The organism is Gemmatimonadaceae bacterium (genome assembly GCA_030647905.1).
Taxonomy (GTDB): domain Bacteria; phylum Gemmatimonadota; class Gemmatimonadetes; order Gemmatimonadales; family Gemmatimonadaceae; genus UBA4720.
In genome coordinates, this window is record JAUSJA010000033.1 from 137,332 (window position 1) to 154,555 (window position 17,224).

13 protein-coding genes are annotated in these 17,224 nt (G+C 63.6%); 4 read left to right on the forward strand and 9 right to left on the reverse strand.

The window, feature by feature from the left end:
- Positions 1-30: 30 nt before the first annotated feature.
- From Q7S20_12020 to Q7S20_12040, 5 genes are all read right to left on the reverse strand, one after another.
- Positions 31-816: a carboxypeptidase-like regulatory domain-containing protein gene (locus tag Q7S20_12020; GenBank protein ID MDO8502559.1), complete on the reverse strand. Its 786-nt coding sequence runs from the start codon at positions 814-816 to the stop codon at positions 31-33.
- 98 nt (positions 817-914) lie between these two features.
- Entirely contained in the window at positions 915-3,059 is a 2,145-nt protein-coding gene (locus Q7S20_12025; protein MDO8502560.1) for a TonB-dependent receptor, read from the reverse strand.
- Positions 3,060-3,149: 90 nt separating this feature from the next.
- Positions 3,150-6,440 carry a carboxypeptidase regulatory-like domain-containing protein gene (locus Q7S20_12030; protein ID MDO8502561.1) on the reverse strand — a complete coding sequence of 1,097 codons (3,291 nt, stop codon included), beginning with the start codon at positions 6,438-6,440 and terminating at the stop codon, positions 3,150-3,152.
- A gap of 176 nt (positions 6,441-6,616) precedes the next feature.
- Entirely contained in the window at positions 6,617-8,038 is a 1,422-nt protein-coding gene (locus Q7S20_12035) for an amino acid permease (protein MDO8502562.1), read from the reverse strand.
- Positions 8,039-8,142: 104 nt separating this feature from the next.
- Entirely contained in the window at positions 8,143-8,319 is a 177-nt protein-coding gene (locus Q7S20_12040) for a hypothetical protein (GenBank protein MDO8502563.1), read from the reverse strand.
- 47 nt (positions 8,320-8,366) lie between these two features.
- Here Q7S20_12040 and Q7S20_12045 point away from each other — a divergent pair, with 47 nt between their 5' ends.
- Entirely contained in the window at positions 8,367-9,299 is a 933-nt protein-coding gene (locus Q7S20_12045) for a COX15/CtaA family protein (protein MDO8502564.1), read from the forward strand.
- Positions 9,296-10,753 (forward strand): heme o synthase, encoded by a 1,458-nt coding sequence (locus tag Q7S20_12050; GenBank protein ID MDO8502565.1) that lies wholly within the window; start codon positions 9,296-9,298, stop codon positions 10,751-10,753. Before Q7S20_12045 ends, Q7S20_12050 begins: the two co-directional genes overlap by 4 nt.
- 65 nt (positions 10,754-10,818) lie before the next feature.
- Here the strand turns inward: Q7S20_12050 and Q7S20_12055 are convergent, their stop codons facing one another.
- Together Q7S20_12055 and Q7S20_12060 are read right to left on the reverse strand one after the other, a co-directional pair.
- A complete protein-coding gene (locus Q7S20_12055) occupies positions 10,819-11,667 on the reverse strand; it encodes a hypothetical protein (protein MDO8502566.1) in 849 nt (282 codons plus the stop codon).
- Positions 11,668-11,736: 69 nt separating this feature from the next.
- A complete protein-coding gene (locus Q7S20_12060; GenBank protein ID MDO8502567.1) occupies positions 11,737-13,440 on the reverse strand; it encodes an amidohydrolase in 1,704 nt (567 codons plus the stop codon).
- A gap of 74 nt (positions 13,441-13,514) precedes the next feature.
- On the opposite strand from Q7S20_12060, the gene Q7S20_12065 reads away from it, so the two are divergent.
- The gene (locus Q7S20_12065; GenBank protein MDO8502568.1) at positions 13,515-14,528 is read left to right on the forward strand and encodes a hypothetical protein; all 1,014 of its coding nucleotides are present in this window, start codon (positions 13,515-13,517) and stop codon (positions 14,526-14,528) included.
- On the opposite strand, the gene Q7S20_12070 is transcribed toward Q7S20_12065, so the two are convergent.
- Together Q7S20_12070 and Q7S20_12075 are read right to left on the reverse strand one after the other, a co-directional pair.
- Positions 14,518-15,696: a Xaa-Pro peptidase family protein gene (locus Q7S20_12070; GenBank protein ID MDO8502569.1), complete on the reverse strand. Its 1,179-nt coding sequence runs from the start codon at positions 15,694-15,696 to the stop codon at positions 14,518-14,520. The two genes, Q7S20_12065 and Q7S20_12070, sit on opposite strands and share 11 nt — an antisense overlap.
- Positions 15,697-15,706: 10 nt before the next feature.
- The gene (locus tag Q7S20_12075) at positions 15,707-16,330 is read right to left on the reverse strand and encodes a hypothetical protein (protein MDO8502570.1); all 624 of its coding nucleotides are present in this window, start codon (positions 16,328-16,330) and stop codon (positions 15,707-15,709) included.
- Positions 16,331-16,342: 12 nt separating this feature from the next.
- Here Q7S20_12075 and Q7S20_12080 point away from each other — a divergent pair, with 12 nt between their 5' ends.
- Positions 16,343-17,209 (forward strand): DUF92 domain-containing protein, encoded by an 867-nt coding sequence (locus tag Q7S20_12080; protein ID MDO8502571.1) that lies wholly within the window; start codon positions 16,343-16,345, stop codon positions 17,207-17,209.
- Positions 17,210-17,224 lie beyond the last annotated feature (15 nt).

The window sequence follows — 17,224 nt, forward strand, 5'->3', positions numbered from 1 at the left end:
CGTTACCCGCTACCCGCTACCCGCTGCCCGCTACCCATGCCACCGCGTCCATACGACGATGGCAGCGCAGTCGTTGGGATTGGGGCTGAACTCGGGGGGCACGGTGGCAATGCCGTGGTATACCTCAATCGCCTCGATATCGAGCGGGCTCAGCGAGAAGTAATCCCTGAACGGGTCGTGACTGCGAATACCGTCTATGTATACGTTGACCGTTTCGCAGCGCAGGAACTGGACTGACGGGGTATTCCCGCGATACCGGACGCGAACGCCGGTGACCATGCGTAGCAGGTCTTCCGATTTCTGCGCGTTTCTCGCGTCAATGATCTCGCGCGTCAGAAATGTCCCGAGACCCTGCGACCTCCTTCTATAGAAGTCGTCGAATCGCCCGGTCCTGGCGTAGCGCTCCGGCTTCAGAGCGCTCGCGCGCACAACCACCTTCTTCAGGTCGGCGGCGACCGACTTGAGCTGGTAGCGCGCATCCCGACTCACGCCAGGAGTGACGGAGATCGGTATGGACAGCTCGGAGAATCCGAGACGCCTGATGCGCAGCACGGCCTTGCCGGTTGGTACCGCGACGAGCACCACTCTTCCCGCGTCGTCGGTGCTCCCACGAAGCGAAGTGCCGACGACCTGAACCTCGGCCCCTGACAGAGGTCGGCCCGCGGTGTCGGTGACGAATGCCACCACGATAGAAGTCTGGTCCTGGAGCTGCTGCGCCTGCACGCTTGCCGGCCGCATGGCAGCGAGTGCCACGAGCGCCAGAAAAAGGCGCGCGACGGGTGGTGGGAATCCGAAACCGCGTGGTGTGGCTCTCATGTGCGGCTCTACGTCAGCTCTTTCTCTAACGTAGGTACCGTACCAAGGGCCCGCAACGGCCAGATTGGCTGGCGGGAGCGGGGCGTGTCGACGGCCTTCTATCTGGACCGGGGACCGATCGATACCGAGACAATGAAGGACCGCCCGGCCCCCGGCTCGAACGCCACCGGCACGCCGTTCACGATGTCCGGATTCACGAATGCGGATCCGATGTAACGCTGATCGGTCAGGTTCTCGACGGCGAGAAACGCCTTGAGGGACAGATTACCAAACGAGATTCCGCTTGCCGTTGATACGGTCGCCCCGAACGTCCGATATCCGGGCACGGCAACCATGTTCGCGTCGTCCACGAAATAGTCTCCGACACCGCGCATGCTGACCTGGAGGCGGAGCGGAATGTTCTCGCTCACCGACCTGCCCGCGGTCAGATTGTAGAACAAGCCCGGGATTCCGGCGACGTCGTTGTCGGCGTAATCCGCCGACCTGCCTGGCCGGCCGTAGTGAACGGAATCGACCGTGTAGTGGATGTAGCGGTTCTGCGACATCGTAACGCTCCCCGTAAGCTCGAGATCGCTCCCCCCAAGCACCGACGCCCCAAGCTCGGCTCCTCTCCGCCGCACTTTCCCGGCGGTGAAGTAGAATCTTCCGCCCCGGTACGGAACGATCTCGTTCGCAACGTCTATTTGATAGAGCGCGATGTCATATGAGACCGCCGAGATGCTGCCGCCGGAGAGCGGAAGCATGTGTCTCGTTCCGACTTCGTAGCTCGTCGAGCGGATCGGGTCGAGGAGAGGATTTATTGCGGTGACGGTGTCCTGCCCGAAGGTCGAAGCGGGATCGGTCTCGTTGCCGGCCGGGGCCTCGACTCCCCCGCCGACGTTGGCGTAGAAGCTGTGTGCGGGTGTGACGCGGAAGTTGACGCCGACCTTGGGCGAGATACGGGCGAAATCCTTCGCGTCGTTCAGCCGCGGATCCATGAAGCTTCGATAGTCGTAGCGGATCTGGTCCCAGCGCGCGCCGATGTCGGCGCCCAGCCGGTCTCCGAAAAGAAAGGATTGCTGGAGGAAGACGCCGGTGTTCATCGCCGCCTCTCCCTTGTTATCGCGGAGCTCCGTTCCGCGCTTGCCGTCGCTGGTGAGCGAGTAGAACAGGATGGTTCCGTTCTGGTATGCGCGATCGGCCCCGGCTACCGTGCTGGCCGAAATACCCGGCTGGATTTCGTAGCCCGCCCGATATATCGCGTTTCCGCCCAGGTGATACCGGTTGAAGTCGCGGAATGTCCCGCGCTCGGAGCGCTGGAGCACCTTGGGATTCACGAACAGCATTCCGGACAGCGAGCTCGCCTCGCTGAGCGCGTGGCGAAGCGAGACACCGATGCGGCCGACGCGATTGTAGCGTCTTTCGTCACGCGCCGCGTAAGTCGCGTTAGCACCCCGCGGATCGGAATTCACCTCGGCCAGCGTCAGAGGGCCCGGAATATGGAAAAGATCGTTGGCCGCGGAAATGAACAAGCCGAAGTCCGTGGATTCTCCGAGCGGGGACGTCATGGACACGTTGACGAGGGCGCGCCGGCTGTCGGAGTGCGCGCGATATCCCTCCTGCATCGTGTTCGTGAATGTGAGTGCGAGCGCGGCGGGGCCGAGATGGGTGCCTCCCTGAAGGGAGGTGCGCAGGAATCCGTAGCTGCCCGCCATCTGCTGTGCGGTCGCGAAGGAGCCATGGAACTCGGGAACCGTGCTGATGTTTATCACTCCGCCGCCGGCATTCCCCCACAGAGCGGAGGCATTGGATCGGACGACCTCGATCCTGTTCGCGGCGGCGAGGTCCACCATGTCGAACGAAGTCCGGCCGTCGGGCTCGGTCTCGGGAATGCCGTCAATCAGGACGCGGATGCCGCGCGACGTTCCAGCATTGGAGCGATCGCCCGCGCCGCGCGCGCCGAAGCCGCGAATGGTGAGCCGGATGTCGCTGGCTCCATACCTGGACTGCGCGAATACGCCGGGCACGGATGACAATGCTTCGTCGAGCGAATAGCCGCGCTTGTTCTCGAGCTGCGGCCGGCCGACGACCGTAACTGCCAACGGAGTGGAGAATATGGAAGTTGTCTGACGGGTAGCGATGATGGTCACGGGCGCCAGGCGCACCCGGGCGGAATCAGTGGAATCGGCGGGCGCGGCCTGAGCGCTCGCGCGCACCGGAAGCACCACGCCGGCAGCGAGAAGGACGAGGGACAAAAATCTCATGATCGATCGGGTATGAAAGCATTGCGGGCACGGACCTTCATCCGTGCCCGCAATGTGTCTGCACGCGTCGGATTCAGTCGAGCCGTACCGCTAGTTGAACGTGTACCTCACGCCGAGCTGCACCCTGAAGACATCCCCAATGCCGGCGGTCTTTTCCAGGGAAGTTGTCATCAGCTCATTGTTTATCGTGCGAAGCCTGTACTGCGCCCGTCCCTGGGCGTCGGCAGCACCGCCCTGGGTGCTGGACGGCACGATCAAGGGTTGTGTGTTGACGAAACGCTGGCCGACGCCCCAGTTCTTGTTGAGCAGATTGCCGACGTTGAGGATGTCGGCTCTGATCTGGAGAGAGTTCCGCTTGCCGGCCAGATCGGTAAAGACTTCCTGCGCGATGCTGAAATCCGCGCGGTTCACCATCGGCAGGAAGACCGCACCGCGTACCGCATACTGGCCGCGATGCGATTTCAGATAGTCGTCCTGCCCTATGTAGGCTTCCCACGCCGCCGCCTGCTGGGCGGAGGTGAACGTCTTGGCCGACGCACCCGATCCCGAGGTGAACTGCTGGAAGTTCATCTCGGAAATGTCGCGGGGGATGTAGATCAGGTCATTGCTGAATCCGCCATCGCCATTGAGGTCGCCGGAATAGGTATAGCCCGCGTTACCGATGGTAGCCGCCTGCCAGAACATGGAAAGCGTGGTAGCGCCGAAGCGGAAATATTCCCGCCGATAGGACGCGGCGGTGAAGAGCCGGTGGCCCGGTGATGCACCAGAAAAGCCAAGTCCCGGATTGTTTGGATCCCCAGCGTGCTGATTGTTGTTCCAAGACCCGAAGGCGATCGAGCCGGGGTCAACAGTGTTCTTCGCCTCGCCGTAGCTGTACGCGCCCTTGATGTAGAGCCCGTTGCTGAAAGGCTTTTCCAGCGAGCCGGCAATGTTCCACGAGCGGCCCTCGTTGGCATTTTTCAGGACCACCGCGTTTGCCACGTTGGAGTTGATGCGGTTGCTCGTAGTCCACCGCGGGCGGTTGTCCGCTCCACTGAACTGCGTGTTGGACGGGGCGAGATTGGCATTTATGTAATAGATGCCGTTGACATCGCGATTGTAGAGAAACTCCGCAGTTCCGATCAACCCGAACGGCAGCCTCTGATCCACAGCAAGGTCGGTTCTCCACAACTGAGGGAACTTGAAATCGGGATCGGTCAGAGCGAGCTCATAGCTGGATGCCGGAGCTCCCGTAACGTTCGTCGGCTTGTAATGATTCGGATCGGGATTGAACGGCCGCGTCTTCGTGTTGCTCAGATCCTGGAAGCCGGTGAGGACTCCAGTATTGCCGATCTGGTTTGAGATCCACACATACGCCGGACGTCCCGTGAACACGCCCGTGCCACCGCGGATCTGCGTGCTGCGATCGCCGCGAATGTCCCAGTTGAAGCCCAGGCGAGGGGAGAACAGAAGCTTCGGATCGGGCAGCTTGCCCGTCGAATACTTGACTGTTTTCCCGTTCTCGTCCCTGAACGACAGCGCGTCGGCGCTCGGGTTGTCAAACGCGGTATTTCCGAAGAACGGCACGTCGACCCTCAGGCCGACGTTGACCTTGAGGTTCGGCATTACCCGCCACTCGTCCTGCCCGTAGAGTCCCGTGTATACGACATCCAGCGGCTGCAAGGGCTTCTCGCTGCCCGGGATATTGTTCCACCGCACCTGGAATCGCCGCAGGGTGACCGGAGAGAGGGTACGATTCGGATTCGCAAGGTAGTCGTTCGCGTCGGTGTAGAAGTCCGCGAGCGAGTTGTAGATGTAGACGCTCTGAGAGCCTGGGAAGAACACGTTCTCCGAGTGATACTTCTCCGCGGTCACGCCGAATGTGAGGTCGTGATTGACGCCGTAACGGGTGAGGTTGTCCTGGAACTGGTACGTGCCGTAGCGAAGCTCGTTGCTCGGCGTGAACGGCTCAAAGCCAAAGGACGTGTAGGTGGAACCACTTTCAAGCACATCGACCAGCGGGAAGAACGTGCCTCTCGACGCGCGGCTCTCGTCCTGGTACGTGTAGCCCGCAATCAGGTTGTTCGCCATGTTGGAGCCGATCGTAGAGTTCAGCTCACCGACGATGGATCGGATGTTCTCCAGAATCTGGTAATTCGAGTTCTGGAAATTCAGGCTGGTGGTGTTGCTACGTCTGCTGCCGAAGCCCAGCGACGACGAGTTGGACTCCAGTACATCGGTGTGAGAGTCGAGATGGTTGTAGCGGAGACTCACCTTGTTCCGCTCGTTAAGGTTGAGGTCGAGCTTGCCCAGGAACCTCATCGCGGGCGTCTCGCCGCTGTAACCCTGATACGGCCCCGGATCGTAGTTGAGCTTGGACTTGAGGAAGGCGGAGAGAGCGTCGAGATCGGAAGCCTTTACTCTCGTGACGCTTCCCCCTACTGTCTCGGTGCCGGTATTCGCCCTGAACGTGGTTCCCGGCTCGGTCAGCCCTTCATTCTCGTAAGTCAGGAAGTAGAAGAGCTTGTTCTTGATGACGGGCCCCGCCACCCAGCCGCCGATATTGTTGTAGTTGAAGGTGCCCGGGTCGAACTTCTGCGAGCCCGCCTTGGTGCCGACGAAGCTCTCGTCGCGCTTCGAATAGTAGAGCGAGCCGCGCAAGTTGTTGGTTCCGCTTCGGGTCACAGTATTGATCGCGGCACCGATGAAATTGCCTTGGCGCACATCGAACGGAGCGACGTTGACCTGGACCTGCTCGACTGCAGCGAGGGATATCGGAGCGACGCCCGTCCGGTCGCCGGGGGTGCTGGCGAGGCCGAACGAGTTGTTGAAGTAGGATCCGTCAACGGTGATGTTATTGAGCCGGCTGTCCTGTCCGGCGAAGGACATTCCGCCGCCGGACTGGGGCGTCAGGCGAACGACCGACTCGAGTCTCCCCGAAATGGTGGGAAGAGTCGCGAGCGCTTCCCGGCTGACGAAAGTTGCGGCCCCGGTTCTCGACTCGCTGAACGTCTCGCTGCTCCCGGTGACCGTCACGTCACCCAGCTGCGTCGCGGCCTCACGCATCACGAACTGCAGATCCGTCGAAACACCGAGGGTCAGGAATACATCTTGTTGCATCTCGCTCTGGAGACCGATGAAAGCCGCAGTAACTCTGTAAGGCCCGCCCACTCTCATTCCCGCGAGAGTAACGCGACCATCGGCCCGCGTGCGTCCCTGATACCGTGATCCTGACGGCTCGTGCACCGCCGTCACACGCACGTCCGGTCGCGGTTGACCCTGGGCGTCCCTGACGATCGCGCTGATAGCAGAGGTTGTGACACCCTGCGCCGCGACCGACGTGCACGGTACGATCACAAGTAATGCCGCGATTGCGGTAAATAACGAACGCCTTCGAATCATAGACTTAGGCTCCTGTACGAACGGAACGGGTTAAGGGACGTCTGACCAGGAAGGAGGGCAGAGTGTGTAGTCAGCGGCGGGTTCCGAATCGCGTAAAAATATCCCGCGGGACCCATCCCGGCAAGCAAGAAATCGGGTCGCCAGGTAACGCTCCGGCAACAGTGCCGCGGACAGGATTATCCCCGCGCTCGATTCGGCCGCCGTCCCACAGTCATATAGTAGACGGGAATTCCCGCGACGATGCCGCCGAGGACTCCGAGAGTCGGCCACCGGCTCGACGGATCGAGGATCGCGTTCACGAGGAGAAGCACGGTTGACACGATGAAAAGCAGCGGCACGACAGGGTATCCCGGGACCCTGAACGACGGATCATAATCCGGCCTCTTCCGCAGCACGAACACGGACGCCACCGCCAGCGCGTAGAACGGGACGATCGCCGTCACGAAGGCATCCGCCAGCTGCTCGAACGTCCCGGCCAGTACGAAGATCGCCGCCAGGATCGCTACGACCGTGATGGACACGTAGGGAGTCCGGAAGCGCGGATGCACCTTCGCCATCCCACCGAAGAGCAACCGGTCTTCGGCCATCGCAAAGAGAATCCTCGGCCCGGTGAACATCGAGCCATTGAGGCCGCCGAAGGTCGAGATCATCACCACCGTCGCGACGAATGCGACGCCGGTGCGCCCGAGAAGCCGGTCAGCGACGTCCGCCGCCACGAGCTTGGACGTCCGGATCTCCTCGACGGGAAGGACCGCGAGGTAGCCAAGGTTGGCGAGCAGATAGATGACGATGATGCCGCTCGTGCCGAAGATCAGGGCGCGAGGGAGATTGCGCCGCGGATTCTCCACCTCGCCCGCGACGAAGCTCAAATCCGCCCACCCGTCGTAGACCCACAGCACCGAGACCAGCGCCAGCCCGAAGCCAGCAAGAGTGAAGCTGCCCGATGGCGCGACCGGAACATAGTGACCCCCTGTCTGCGGCAATCCCATCCCGAATGCGAGCACCACGATGAACAGAAGACCACCGACCTTCGCCAGGGTCGTGAGATTCTGCACGGTTCCCGCCGTGCGCACCCCCACATAATTGAATGCCGCTGTGATCAGGATCGCCGCCGCGGCAACGTAGTGCACATATGCCGAGTAGGGCGCGACTCCCGGATCGTGCCCGGTGACTCTGATGAAATACTCGGCGAAAGTCGTCGAGATCGCCCCAAGCGCAGCGGCGCGGATCATCACCAGCTCCGACCATCCGAACAGAAAGGCGCAGAGACGGCCCCATGCTTCCCTGATGAAGACGTACACCCCGCCCGTCTTCGGAAACGCGCTCGCCGCCTCGGCAAGCGTAAGCGCACCGCACAGTGCGAAGATGCCGCCCACCAGCCATACGCTCAGAAGCGGGAGCGGTCCGGGCAATCTGTTGGCGATGCCCGCGGGCGATCTGAATATCCCGGAGCCGATGGTGGAGCCGACCAGTATCGCGACAGCCGTCCACAGTCCGATGCGACGCGGCAGGCCGTCGGGAGTGCTGATGTCGGGCGATGTTTGCGGCGCGTCCGCTGTGCGAATAGCGGAGGAAACGCTCGGAATCGGCTCTGTCATGCGCAAACGGTACTGCAAAGCGTTCGGGTGCGCGAGTAGTTTTACCCGCGATGAACACACTCCCCGTGGGAGCGAGCGGCTCTGTATCACACTGACGGAATAGCTCACACGCTTGCTGAGCCGATCTTCTGGATCTCCGCAGCGCTGTGTCTGATCGCCGAGCTGGCGATTCTGCGCGCCGCGTTCACTCCGCGTAGCGACGACGGCTGGTCGGGGCCGATCCCGCATTCACCCCGCGGCGCGGAGATGATGTGGGCCGTCATTCCCGCGATCGCGCTCATTTTCCTGTTCGCCGCCACGTGGCGCGCGATTCACTGATAAATCGCCAATGCAAACACTGAAGCGTCTATCCGCAGTCGCACTCGTACTCGCGTTCGCCGAGATCGTTTTCGGCGCCATCGTCCGGATCACGGGATCGGGAATGGGATGCGGCGAACACTGGCCGAAGTGCGCCGGGCTGTGGTTCCCTCCGCACGACCGCATGGACCTGATCATCGAGATCACGCACCGATACATCGCGCTCGGTCTGTCGCTCGTGATCGTCGCGCTGCTCGTGGCGGCGTTCACGCGGCGCAATGAGCCGGGAGTCGCCGGAAAGGGCGGAGTGCTGCGCCCGGCAACTCTCGCCGGGACGCTGGTCGTAGCCGCCGCGCTCCTCGGCGCGGTCACGGTGAAGATGGCGCTCAATCCGCTCGTCATCGCGTCGCATCTCACTATCGCGATGTCACTTCTGGCGACGCTCGCGGTAGCTCTTGGCCGCGCTGGCGGTCTGGGAGCGAACGCCGATCTGACAGGCGGGACACAGCGGACCTTCAGATCGGCGAGAGGCGCCGTCGGGCTCGCCATCGTTACGCTGGTGCTCGGCGCGCTCACAGCGAATCTTCCGGACGCAGCGGCGTCGTGCGGCGGCTTTCCGTGGTGCCGCACGATCAACTTCGGCGGGACGGCTCTCTGGGTGAACATCATCCACCGAATCATCGCGTTCGCGCTTTTCGGTCATCTGTGGAGAATGGCTGTCATGGCGGGCAAGCGCCACGATCCGGCCATCGTCGTACGGGCGGCGCGGTTCGCGTTCGCCGCGGCGGTACTGCAGGTGCTCGTCGCCGCGGCGATGGTCGAGATGCATTTCCCGGCGTACCTCAGATCGCTGCACCAGGCGGCGGGCACACTGGTGTGGCTGGCAGTCGTCATACTCGCGATCGTCGCGACGCGAGCCAGACGCTTCGCCGAATCGCAACCCGTGGTGCGAGCAGCGGCTTGACATCTGCGCAGGTGACGCCGGCGGCGGAGCGCTCGCTGCTCCAGGACCTGGTGATGCTCACCAAGCCGAGGATCATCTCGCTGCTGCTGGTGACCACCATCGCGCCGATGTTCGTAGCGGGCAGTCCCGGCTGGCTGCTGGTGCTCATCGTGGGCATTGGCGGATACCTGATGGCCGGCGGCGCCAACGCGGTGAACATGTACATGGACCGCGACATAGACGACAGGATGGCCCGCACGCGGCTGCGTCCCATCCCGAGCGGGCGCATGAGCGGAATCTCCGTGCTCGCCTTCGGCGTCGCGCTGGCGACTGCGGCGACGTTCCTGTTCGCGTACTTCGTCAACGTCCTCTCCGCGGCGCTGGCACTGGGCGGATTCTACTTCTATGTCTTCATCTATACGCGTTGGCTGAAGAGGACGACGCCGCAGAACATCGTCATCGGCGGGGCCGCGGGAGCGTTCCCGCCCCTCGTCGGGTGGGCGGCGATGACCGGCGGCATTGATCTCGTCGCTGTTTATCTCTTTCTGATTGTGTTCTACTGGACGCCACCGCACTTCTGGGCGCTGGCGCTGCTGAAGCAGGGGGATTACGCCAGGGCCGGCGTACCGATGGCGCCGCTCGTGTGGGGCGAGCGCGAGACGATGAACCAGATGCTGTGGTACACGCTGATCCTCATCCCGCTGACCGTGCTGCCCTTCACCTTCGGCGCGTTCGGACTGCTGTATCTGGTTTCGGCCGTGCTGCTCGGGCTGATACTTCTCGTGGGAGTCGTGCGGATGCGTGCCGCGAGGGAATGGACTGCTCCCGCGTGGTGGGTTTACAAGTATTCCCTGCTCTATCTCGCGCTCCTCTTCGTGGCCATGGCGGCTGACCGCAAGCTGGCCGGTCACGACGTGAGGACGCTGTCGCTCGAGGATCTTCGCGGCGCGATCGGGATGGTGCCGCAGGAGCCTGCGCTCTTCAGCGGGACCGTGCGTGAGAACATCGCATATGCGCTGACTGATGACGGGCGCATGCCCCCCGATGAGGACATTCGGCGCGCGGCGTCGGCCGCACACGCGACCGAGTTCATTGACCGGATGGTGGAGGGGTTCGACACGCTGGTCGGAGAGCGGGGAGTCAAGCTGTCGGGCGGACAGCGGCAGCGGCTCGCGATCGCGCGCGTTTTCCTCAAGGATCCGGCGATCGTGATTCTGGACGAGGCGACCTCGAGCCTGGACAGCGAGAGCGAGCGGCTGGTCGAACAGGCGATGCAGGAGCTGCTTCGCGGACGCTCCACGATGATCATCGCGCACCGCCTGAGCACGGTTCTCCGCGCCGATCGTGTGGTGGTGCTGGATCGCGGGCGTGTGGTGGAGGAAGGCAGGCACGCCGAACTGGTGGCGTCCGAGGGAGTGTATTCGCGGCTTTATCGCGGGCAGTTCCGCGATGACGAGGCGTTCCTCGCGCGCTAGCTGGTTGTCGCATCCCCGAGGCAATTCAAAAACTTTGCAACGCTCTTGATCTTAGCGCCACGATACTAGCGCGGCGCGGCACCGGAATCAGACACAGGCGCGGGCGCTGCGACCCCAAGCTTCAGTGGGACAGTAGCGGGCTGCCCCGCGACGAAGGTGACGGTCTGCTCGGCGACGCCCAGCAGCGGGTGCCAGGCCTTAATGTGCCAGGTGCCCGGCGGAATGTCGTCTATCGTGAACGTCCCCGTCTTCTCCGACACCGAGAAATACGGGTGATCGAACACTAGAATCCATGCCTTCGACCATGGATGCAGGTCGCAGGTGACCTCCAGCTGCGCGGGCTTGTCCAGCAGCCGATCGAACGGCACGACTTCGCCATTGTCGTTGAACGGCGCGATGGCTTCGGTCTCACCGGTTCCAACATTGACGATGCGATTTCGGTGCATCGCCACATCCTCGCTCGCCATGTTGAGCGTGCCGGGGGCGAATACCGCCTGGACGCGCGGGCTGAGGAGGCAATCCGTGTTCACGAGCTCGAAGCGACGCTCGACGGGCAGACGCTTGCCGGCGCGGATGTCCGTAAGCCAGACCACAACGCCACCGATTCGTGTACCGGTACGCTGGATCGAGGGGTCGGTGATGGACCGGCCGCAACCCGGCTGATCCGTCGGCAGCGTGATGACGGAATCGGCGGGAACCGGACCGTCGAAATCGATCGTTCCGGTCAGGCGCGCACCGCCGGTGACCGTCATCTGCCTGTACGCCTCCGTTGGCGTCGAAACGACCGTCGGACGCGGAGCGACATCCCCTTCCTTCAGGCGCGCGGGCTGAGCCGCGTCGGCTTTCTTGTCGGTTGAACAGCCCGCCAGCAGTACGACGGACAACAGTAATGTGCCGGACAGACGCTGATTCATTCTTGATTTCGCTTGCATCGATGCGGTGTGGAGGGGCAACGGACGTGCCACGCCCACAACTACGGACAGTTATCTCTTCTCGTACACGCTTCGCCCGCCGAGCCATGTGGACATGACGCGGGTCTGAAGGATTTCGCTCGCGGGAACGGTCATGATGTCGCGATCGAGTACCACGAAGTCCGCGTATTTCCCGGGAGTGATGGAGCCCATCACGTTCTCCTGGAACGCGGCGTAGGCCGGCCAGATCGTCATGGACTCGAGCGCCTCCGAGCGCGTCATGATCTGATCGGGATACCATCCGCCGGGGGGCCAGTTCGACGCATCCTGCCGCGAGACGGCGGCGTGAAACGAGATGAGCGGGTTGACCTCTTCGACGGGGAAATCGCTCCCGTTCGGAATTATCACGCCGGTATTGAGGAGCGATCGCCACGCGTACGCTCCCTTGATCCGGTCGGGCCCGACACGTACTTCGGCCCAACGCATGTCGCTGGTCTGGTGACTCGCCTGCATTGACGCGATCACACCGAGGGTCGCGAACCGCGGGATGTCTTCGAGAGAGATGACCTGGGCGTGCTCGACGCGGAAGCGGTGGTCGGCAACGGGCACCGCTTTCAGCGCGGCATCGAAGGCGTCCAGTACGACGCGATTGCCGCGATCGCCGATGGCGTGCACTCCCACCTGGAATCCCTTGCGCAGCGCCAGAGTCGCCACGCGCTGGATGTGAGCCGTCGCGGAGACGAGCAGGCCGGTGTTGCCAGCGTCGTCAGCATACGGAGTGAGCAGCGCCGCGCCGCGGGAGCCGAGCGCGCCGTCGGCGTAGAGCTTGATGCTGCGAATCCAGACGCGCCCATCGTAGAGAGCGCTTTGCGGTCCGCGCGACATGTAGTGCATGATGGCGGCGCTGTCGTCGGATATCAGGACGTAGTTGCGCAGGTTGAAACGTCCCGCCCGCGCAAGCGACTCGTAGATGTCTATCGTGCTTCTGCTCGCGCCGGCATCGTGAATTCCGACGAGGCCCCACTTGTTCGCTTCGGCGATCGCCTCGAGAATCGCCTGCGTCGTCTGCGCGCGCGTCGCTCGAGGCACCGCGCGTCCCACGAGACCTTCGGCGTTGTCCACGAACACGCCGCTCGGGGACTTGTCCGGCATCCTGATGATGCGCCCACCGGAGGGATCAGGAGTCGCGGCCGTCACGTTGGCGGCGCGCATCGCCATCGCGTTTGCGAGAATCGCGTGGCCGTCTATGCGAACGAGGACCACAGGATTCTGCGGCACCGCGAGAGAGAGAGCTTCGTGCGTCGGGAACTGCTTGTCGGGCCACAGGTTCTGATCCCAGCCGCGCCCCTCGATCCATTCGCCCGGCTTCATCTGCTTCGCGCGCGCGACGACGCCGGCGATGACCTCGTCGTAGGATTTCGATCCTGCGAGCTGCACGTTTCGAAGCGACGTTCCGAGGCCGAGGAGGTGCGCGTGCGCGTCTACCATCCCGGGAATGACTGCGCCGCCTCCGGCATCTATCACACGTGTCCGCGGTCCCGCGAGTGAACGCACTTCGCGCTCGGAGCCGGCGAAGAGAATCCGTCCACCCTTCACGGCGAACGCGGAAACCATTGGGCGCCTCTCGTCCACCGTATAAACGCGTCCGTTGACGAGTATGAGGTCGGCGGAGCCGGAGGGACGCACCGCATTGGACGTGGCGGAAGCCTGCGCGATTGCCGGAGCGGGCGCCGCGGCGACCAGCGCGCAGATCAGAGCACGAAAAAGATTTGTCATTCGCATGTCGGGATTTTGGCTCCGGGACGGAGCGATTGCCAGATCACGCGCGGCAAAGCTTTGCCATAATTTCCATGATGCTCATCAGCAAGAGGAGCGCGGTGGCGCTCGCCGCGACAGTGATTGCGGGCGGCGGTCTCGCCTGCGCGAGGCTGCCGGGAGCACTGCCGACGCCGGCGACGGTGTGGCTCGTGCCCGCGCCCGGCGCGCGCGACGCGCTCACGGCGAGCGGATCGGTGGGCTCCGCTTCGCCATTCGCGGGACCACTTATCGTACTCGACAGCACGACGCTACGGCCGGTAGCGCTCCTCACCTCTGCGCGCGAGGTGAGTCGCGCGGGAGATTCCGCGACAGCTCGGATCGCGGTGGTGACGACGTATCAGGGAGGACGCTACCGACCAGAATCGGTTCGGGCCCTGTCGGACGACAGAGACGTTCTCGCTGCATCCGGGGGCGCGATCGCGCTGGCCGTATCCATGGTCGCGGGCGGAGTGTTCATGGATTTTCAGGGCGGAACTCCGAACGATCTCCCCGGTCTCGTCGCCCTCGCGCGGGCGACCGCTGACTCCGCGCGTGCGCGCGGGCTCGCGCCGGTGGGAATAGTGGTTCCGCCGGGAGACACGGTCGGATATCCGACCGCGGTCCTGGCGCGCATTGCCGATCTCATCGTGGTGCGGCTTCAGGGAGAGCACCGGCCGGGCACTTCACCGGGGGCGCTCGCTTCTCCTGGCTGGGCGGCGCGTCAGCTCGCGCTGCGCACAGTCGAGATCGGAGCGAATCGCGTGGTCGCAGAGCTCCCGCTGTTCGGCTATCGCTGGGATGCGGGCGGGAGCGCCCGACCGATCACGTTCGCTGGCGCGCAGGCGCTGGTCGCGGCTGAGTCGGGCAGCTTCAGACGTGATCCGGCGACGGGATTCCTCACCGCCGTGGGCCGTGACGGATGGACGATATGGGTCCCTGACTCGCGCTCGATCGAGCTGCTCATCGCGGCAGCCCGCCGAAGCGGCGTGCACCGGATTGCGCTATCCGGAATCGAAGGCGCCGATCCGGCCATCGTTGACCGGTTGCTCGGGTCGATCAGACGATGATCAGCTCTTTCTGGTATTGGTCCGGCGTGATGACGAGCTGACGCTCGCCGATCCAGCCGTTGACCTCGCTTCGCATTCCGACATCGCCCGTGAGATAGATCCCCGGCTCGATCGAGAACCCGACGCCGGGAATCAGCAGACGCTCTTCTCGCGTCTCGAGATTGTCTATATGCGGCCCCGAGCCATGCAGGTCGCGGGGATCGATCGAATGTCCGGTGCGGTGGATGAATCTCTCGCCATGGCCGCGTGAGGTGATGACCGCGCGTGCGGCATCGTCAACTTCTCCTCCCTTCACCGGAATGCCCGCCGGAATCCGTTCGCGTAGAAGCGTGATGGCGGCATCTCTCGCATCGCGAACGGCTTCCCAGATTCCGATCTCGCGCTCGCCCGGCTGGCCGAGCGATCCCATCCAGGTCTGATCGGCGAAGACGCCGTTCTCTTCCCTCGCCCAGAGATCGATCAGCAGGATGTCTCCATTGCGGATGAGCGCGCTCTCTTCCGCGGGCGGACTGTAATGCGGGTTGGCCGCGTTGGGACCGATGGCGACGATCGGACCGTGGTCCGTCTCCAGCCGGTTTTTTGCGAATTCGCCAAGTATCCATTGCTGGAGGGCGAATTCGGTGATGGGGGAGCCGGACCGGGCCGCATCGCCGGCACGCTGCATCGCTTCGTGGGCAACGCGAGCGATGACCACCGCTGCTCGCCGATGCGACGCGAGGTTCTCCTCTGTCCAGACCGCGTAGAACCGGCTCACGAGGTCCGCGCTCGATACAACCGTCGCTCCGGCGCCACGAACCATCTCCAGCACCCCAGCTGGAACCCTGTCGAGATAGGGAACCGCGTCGCCCGGCGAATACTCCATCGCTACCCGCTTGCCCTTTACCAGTGTGGCGAGCTGCGACTCGAGCTCGCGCCAGCCGCTGTATTTCGTGCGGCCCCATTCGGCGGGCCAGAGCCGCCATGGACCCTGTTCGATGGCGTGCGTGATGGCGACCGGACTGCCGGACCTTGGTATGAATGCGAAAATCCTGCGCGTCGCCATGCCCTCGAGGCCGAGCATTCCAAGGGCAACCGGATTGAGTCCGTGGAAATCGAAGATGAGCCATCCATCGAGGTCCGCGTCGGCGAGTGCCGCCTGAAGCGGGGGAAGCAGTTCCGGATTCAGCATGGTTCGGTGGTCACTCGTTGTGGCTTCGCCATTCCGCGCGCCATTCGCAGATGCCATCGCCGCGCTGAACGCAGTGGACGTGATCTATCTGTCCGCCGCCATTGATAAGCAGTCGGATCAGCTCGCGGAGGGCATATTCGTAGAAGACGCAGCCGCCGGATTTCGGGGTCCCGTTGACCGTCGCGGAATTGGGGATCTTGAGCGTAATGAAGGAGCCGCTGCGCTCGAGCGTTCCGCCGAATTTTTTCTCGACGACGACGCGGAGCTGCTTGAGCGCCATCCGCCGGCTTATGAAGGCCGGGCCGACCCGGATCGTTCCGCGACGCGTCGGCGACAGGGATTGGTAAATATCGCGCGCGAGGATGACACCCGCGTTCCTGAACAGCTCCTCGGCATCGGGGCGGCGTCCGATCAGCGTGCCCAAGCCTTCGGCTTCGGCGAACGGGACCTGCTGGCCGCGCTTCATCGCGTCGGTGTACCGCCTTATCTGGGTGTACACCGTATCGCTCAGCCCCAGTCGCTTGTTTCGGAGCTCAGGGACATATTCGGCCTCCACCTGATCCTCCGGTGTATCTATGCGGCGAATTGCTTCGAGAAGGCTTAGCGGGATGCGAGCGTTGACTGTCGGGGGCATTTGCTCCGTAAGATGGGTCCGGCATCGGCCGGCGACAGCGAAAGTTATTGCAAACCGGTCGAAGGTGAACGACTGACAGACATCTTTTTCGCGTCCGCGGCGGCCCGCGTTCTCGCCGGAGTCGCCATGGTGACAGTCATCGCCCTCGCCGCGCGCCGGCTCGATTCGCTGTCCGGGAGTGGCGCCGTGGCGGCAGTCGTCATCGCGACCGCGTGCATGGCCGCGGGCCGGACCTGGGCACTGCTGCTCATCGCGTTCTTCATCACCGGCGTCGGACTGTCGGCAACATGGAAGAAAGCGAAAAGCGTGCGCACCGGAGACGTCGTCGAGAAGGGTGGCGCCCGGGATGCGTGGCAGGTGCTCGCGAACGGTGGCGTGCTCGCCGGGGCGGCGATGGGCAGCGTGCTTTGGCCCTCGCCTTCATGGCAGGTGCTCGGCGCCGGTGCGATCGCGGCGTCCACCGCCGACACGTGGGCGACCGAGATCGGCATGCTGTCGTCACGGCCTCCCCGGTCGCTGGTTTCGTTCGCCACGGTAGCGCCCGGCACCTCCGGCGGGGTGACGTGGCTCGGAACGATTGCGGCGGCCGGAGGAGCGCTCTTCATCGCGCTAGCTACGTTTCTTTTGAAGTGGCCCCTGCACGCTGTCTGTGCCGCGGCGATCGGGGGATTCGCCGGTTCCATCCTCGATTCCCTGCTCGGCGCAACACTCCAGGCCACACGCTGGTGCGAGCACTGCGGTCGCGCCACGGAACGAGAGGTGCACTCGTGCGGTACTGTCACACTTGCGACTGGAGGCATTCGCTGGCTCGACAACGACGCAGTCAACGCCCTCAGCTCGCTCGGCGGAGCGATCATCGGGATGCTCTGCCTGTTGTGAAGCGATCCTTGGGGG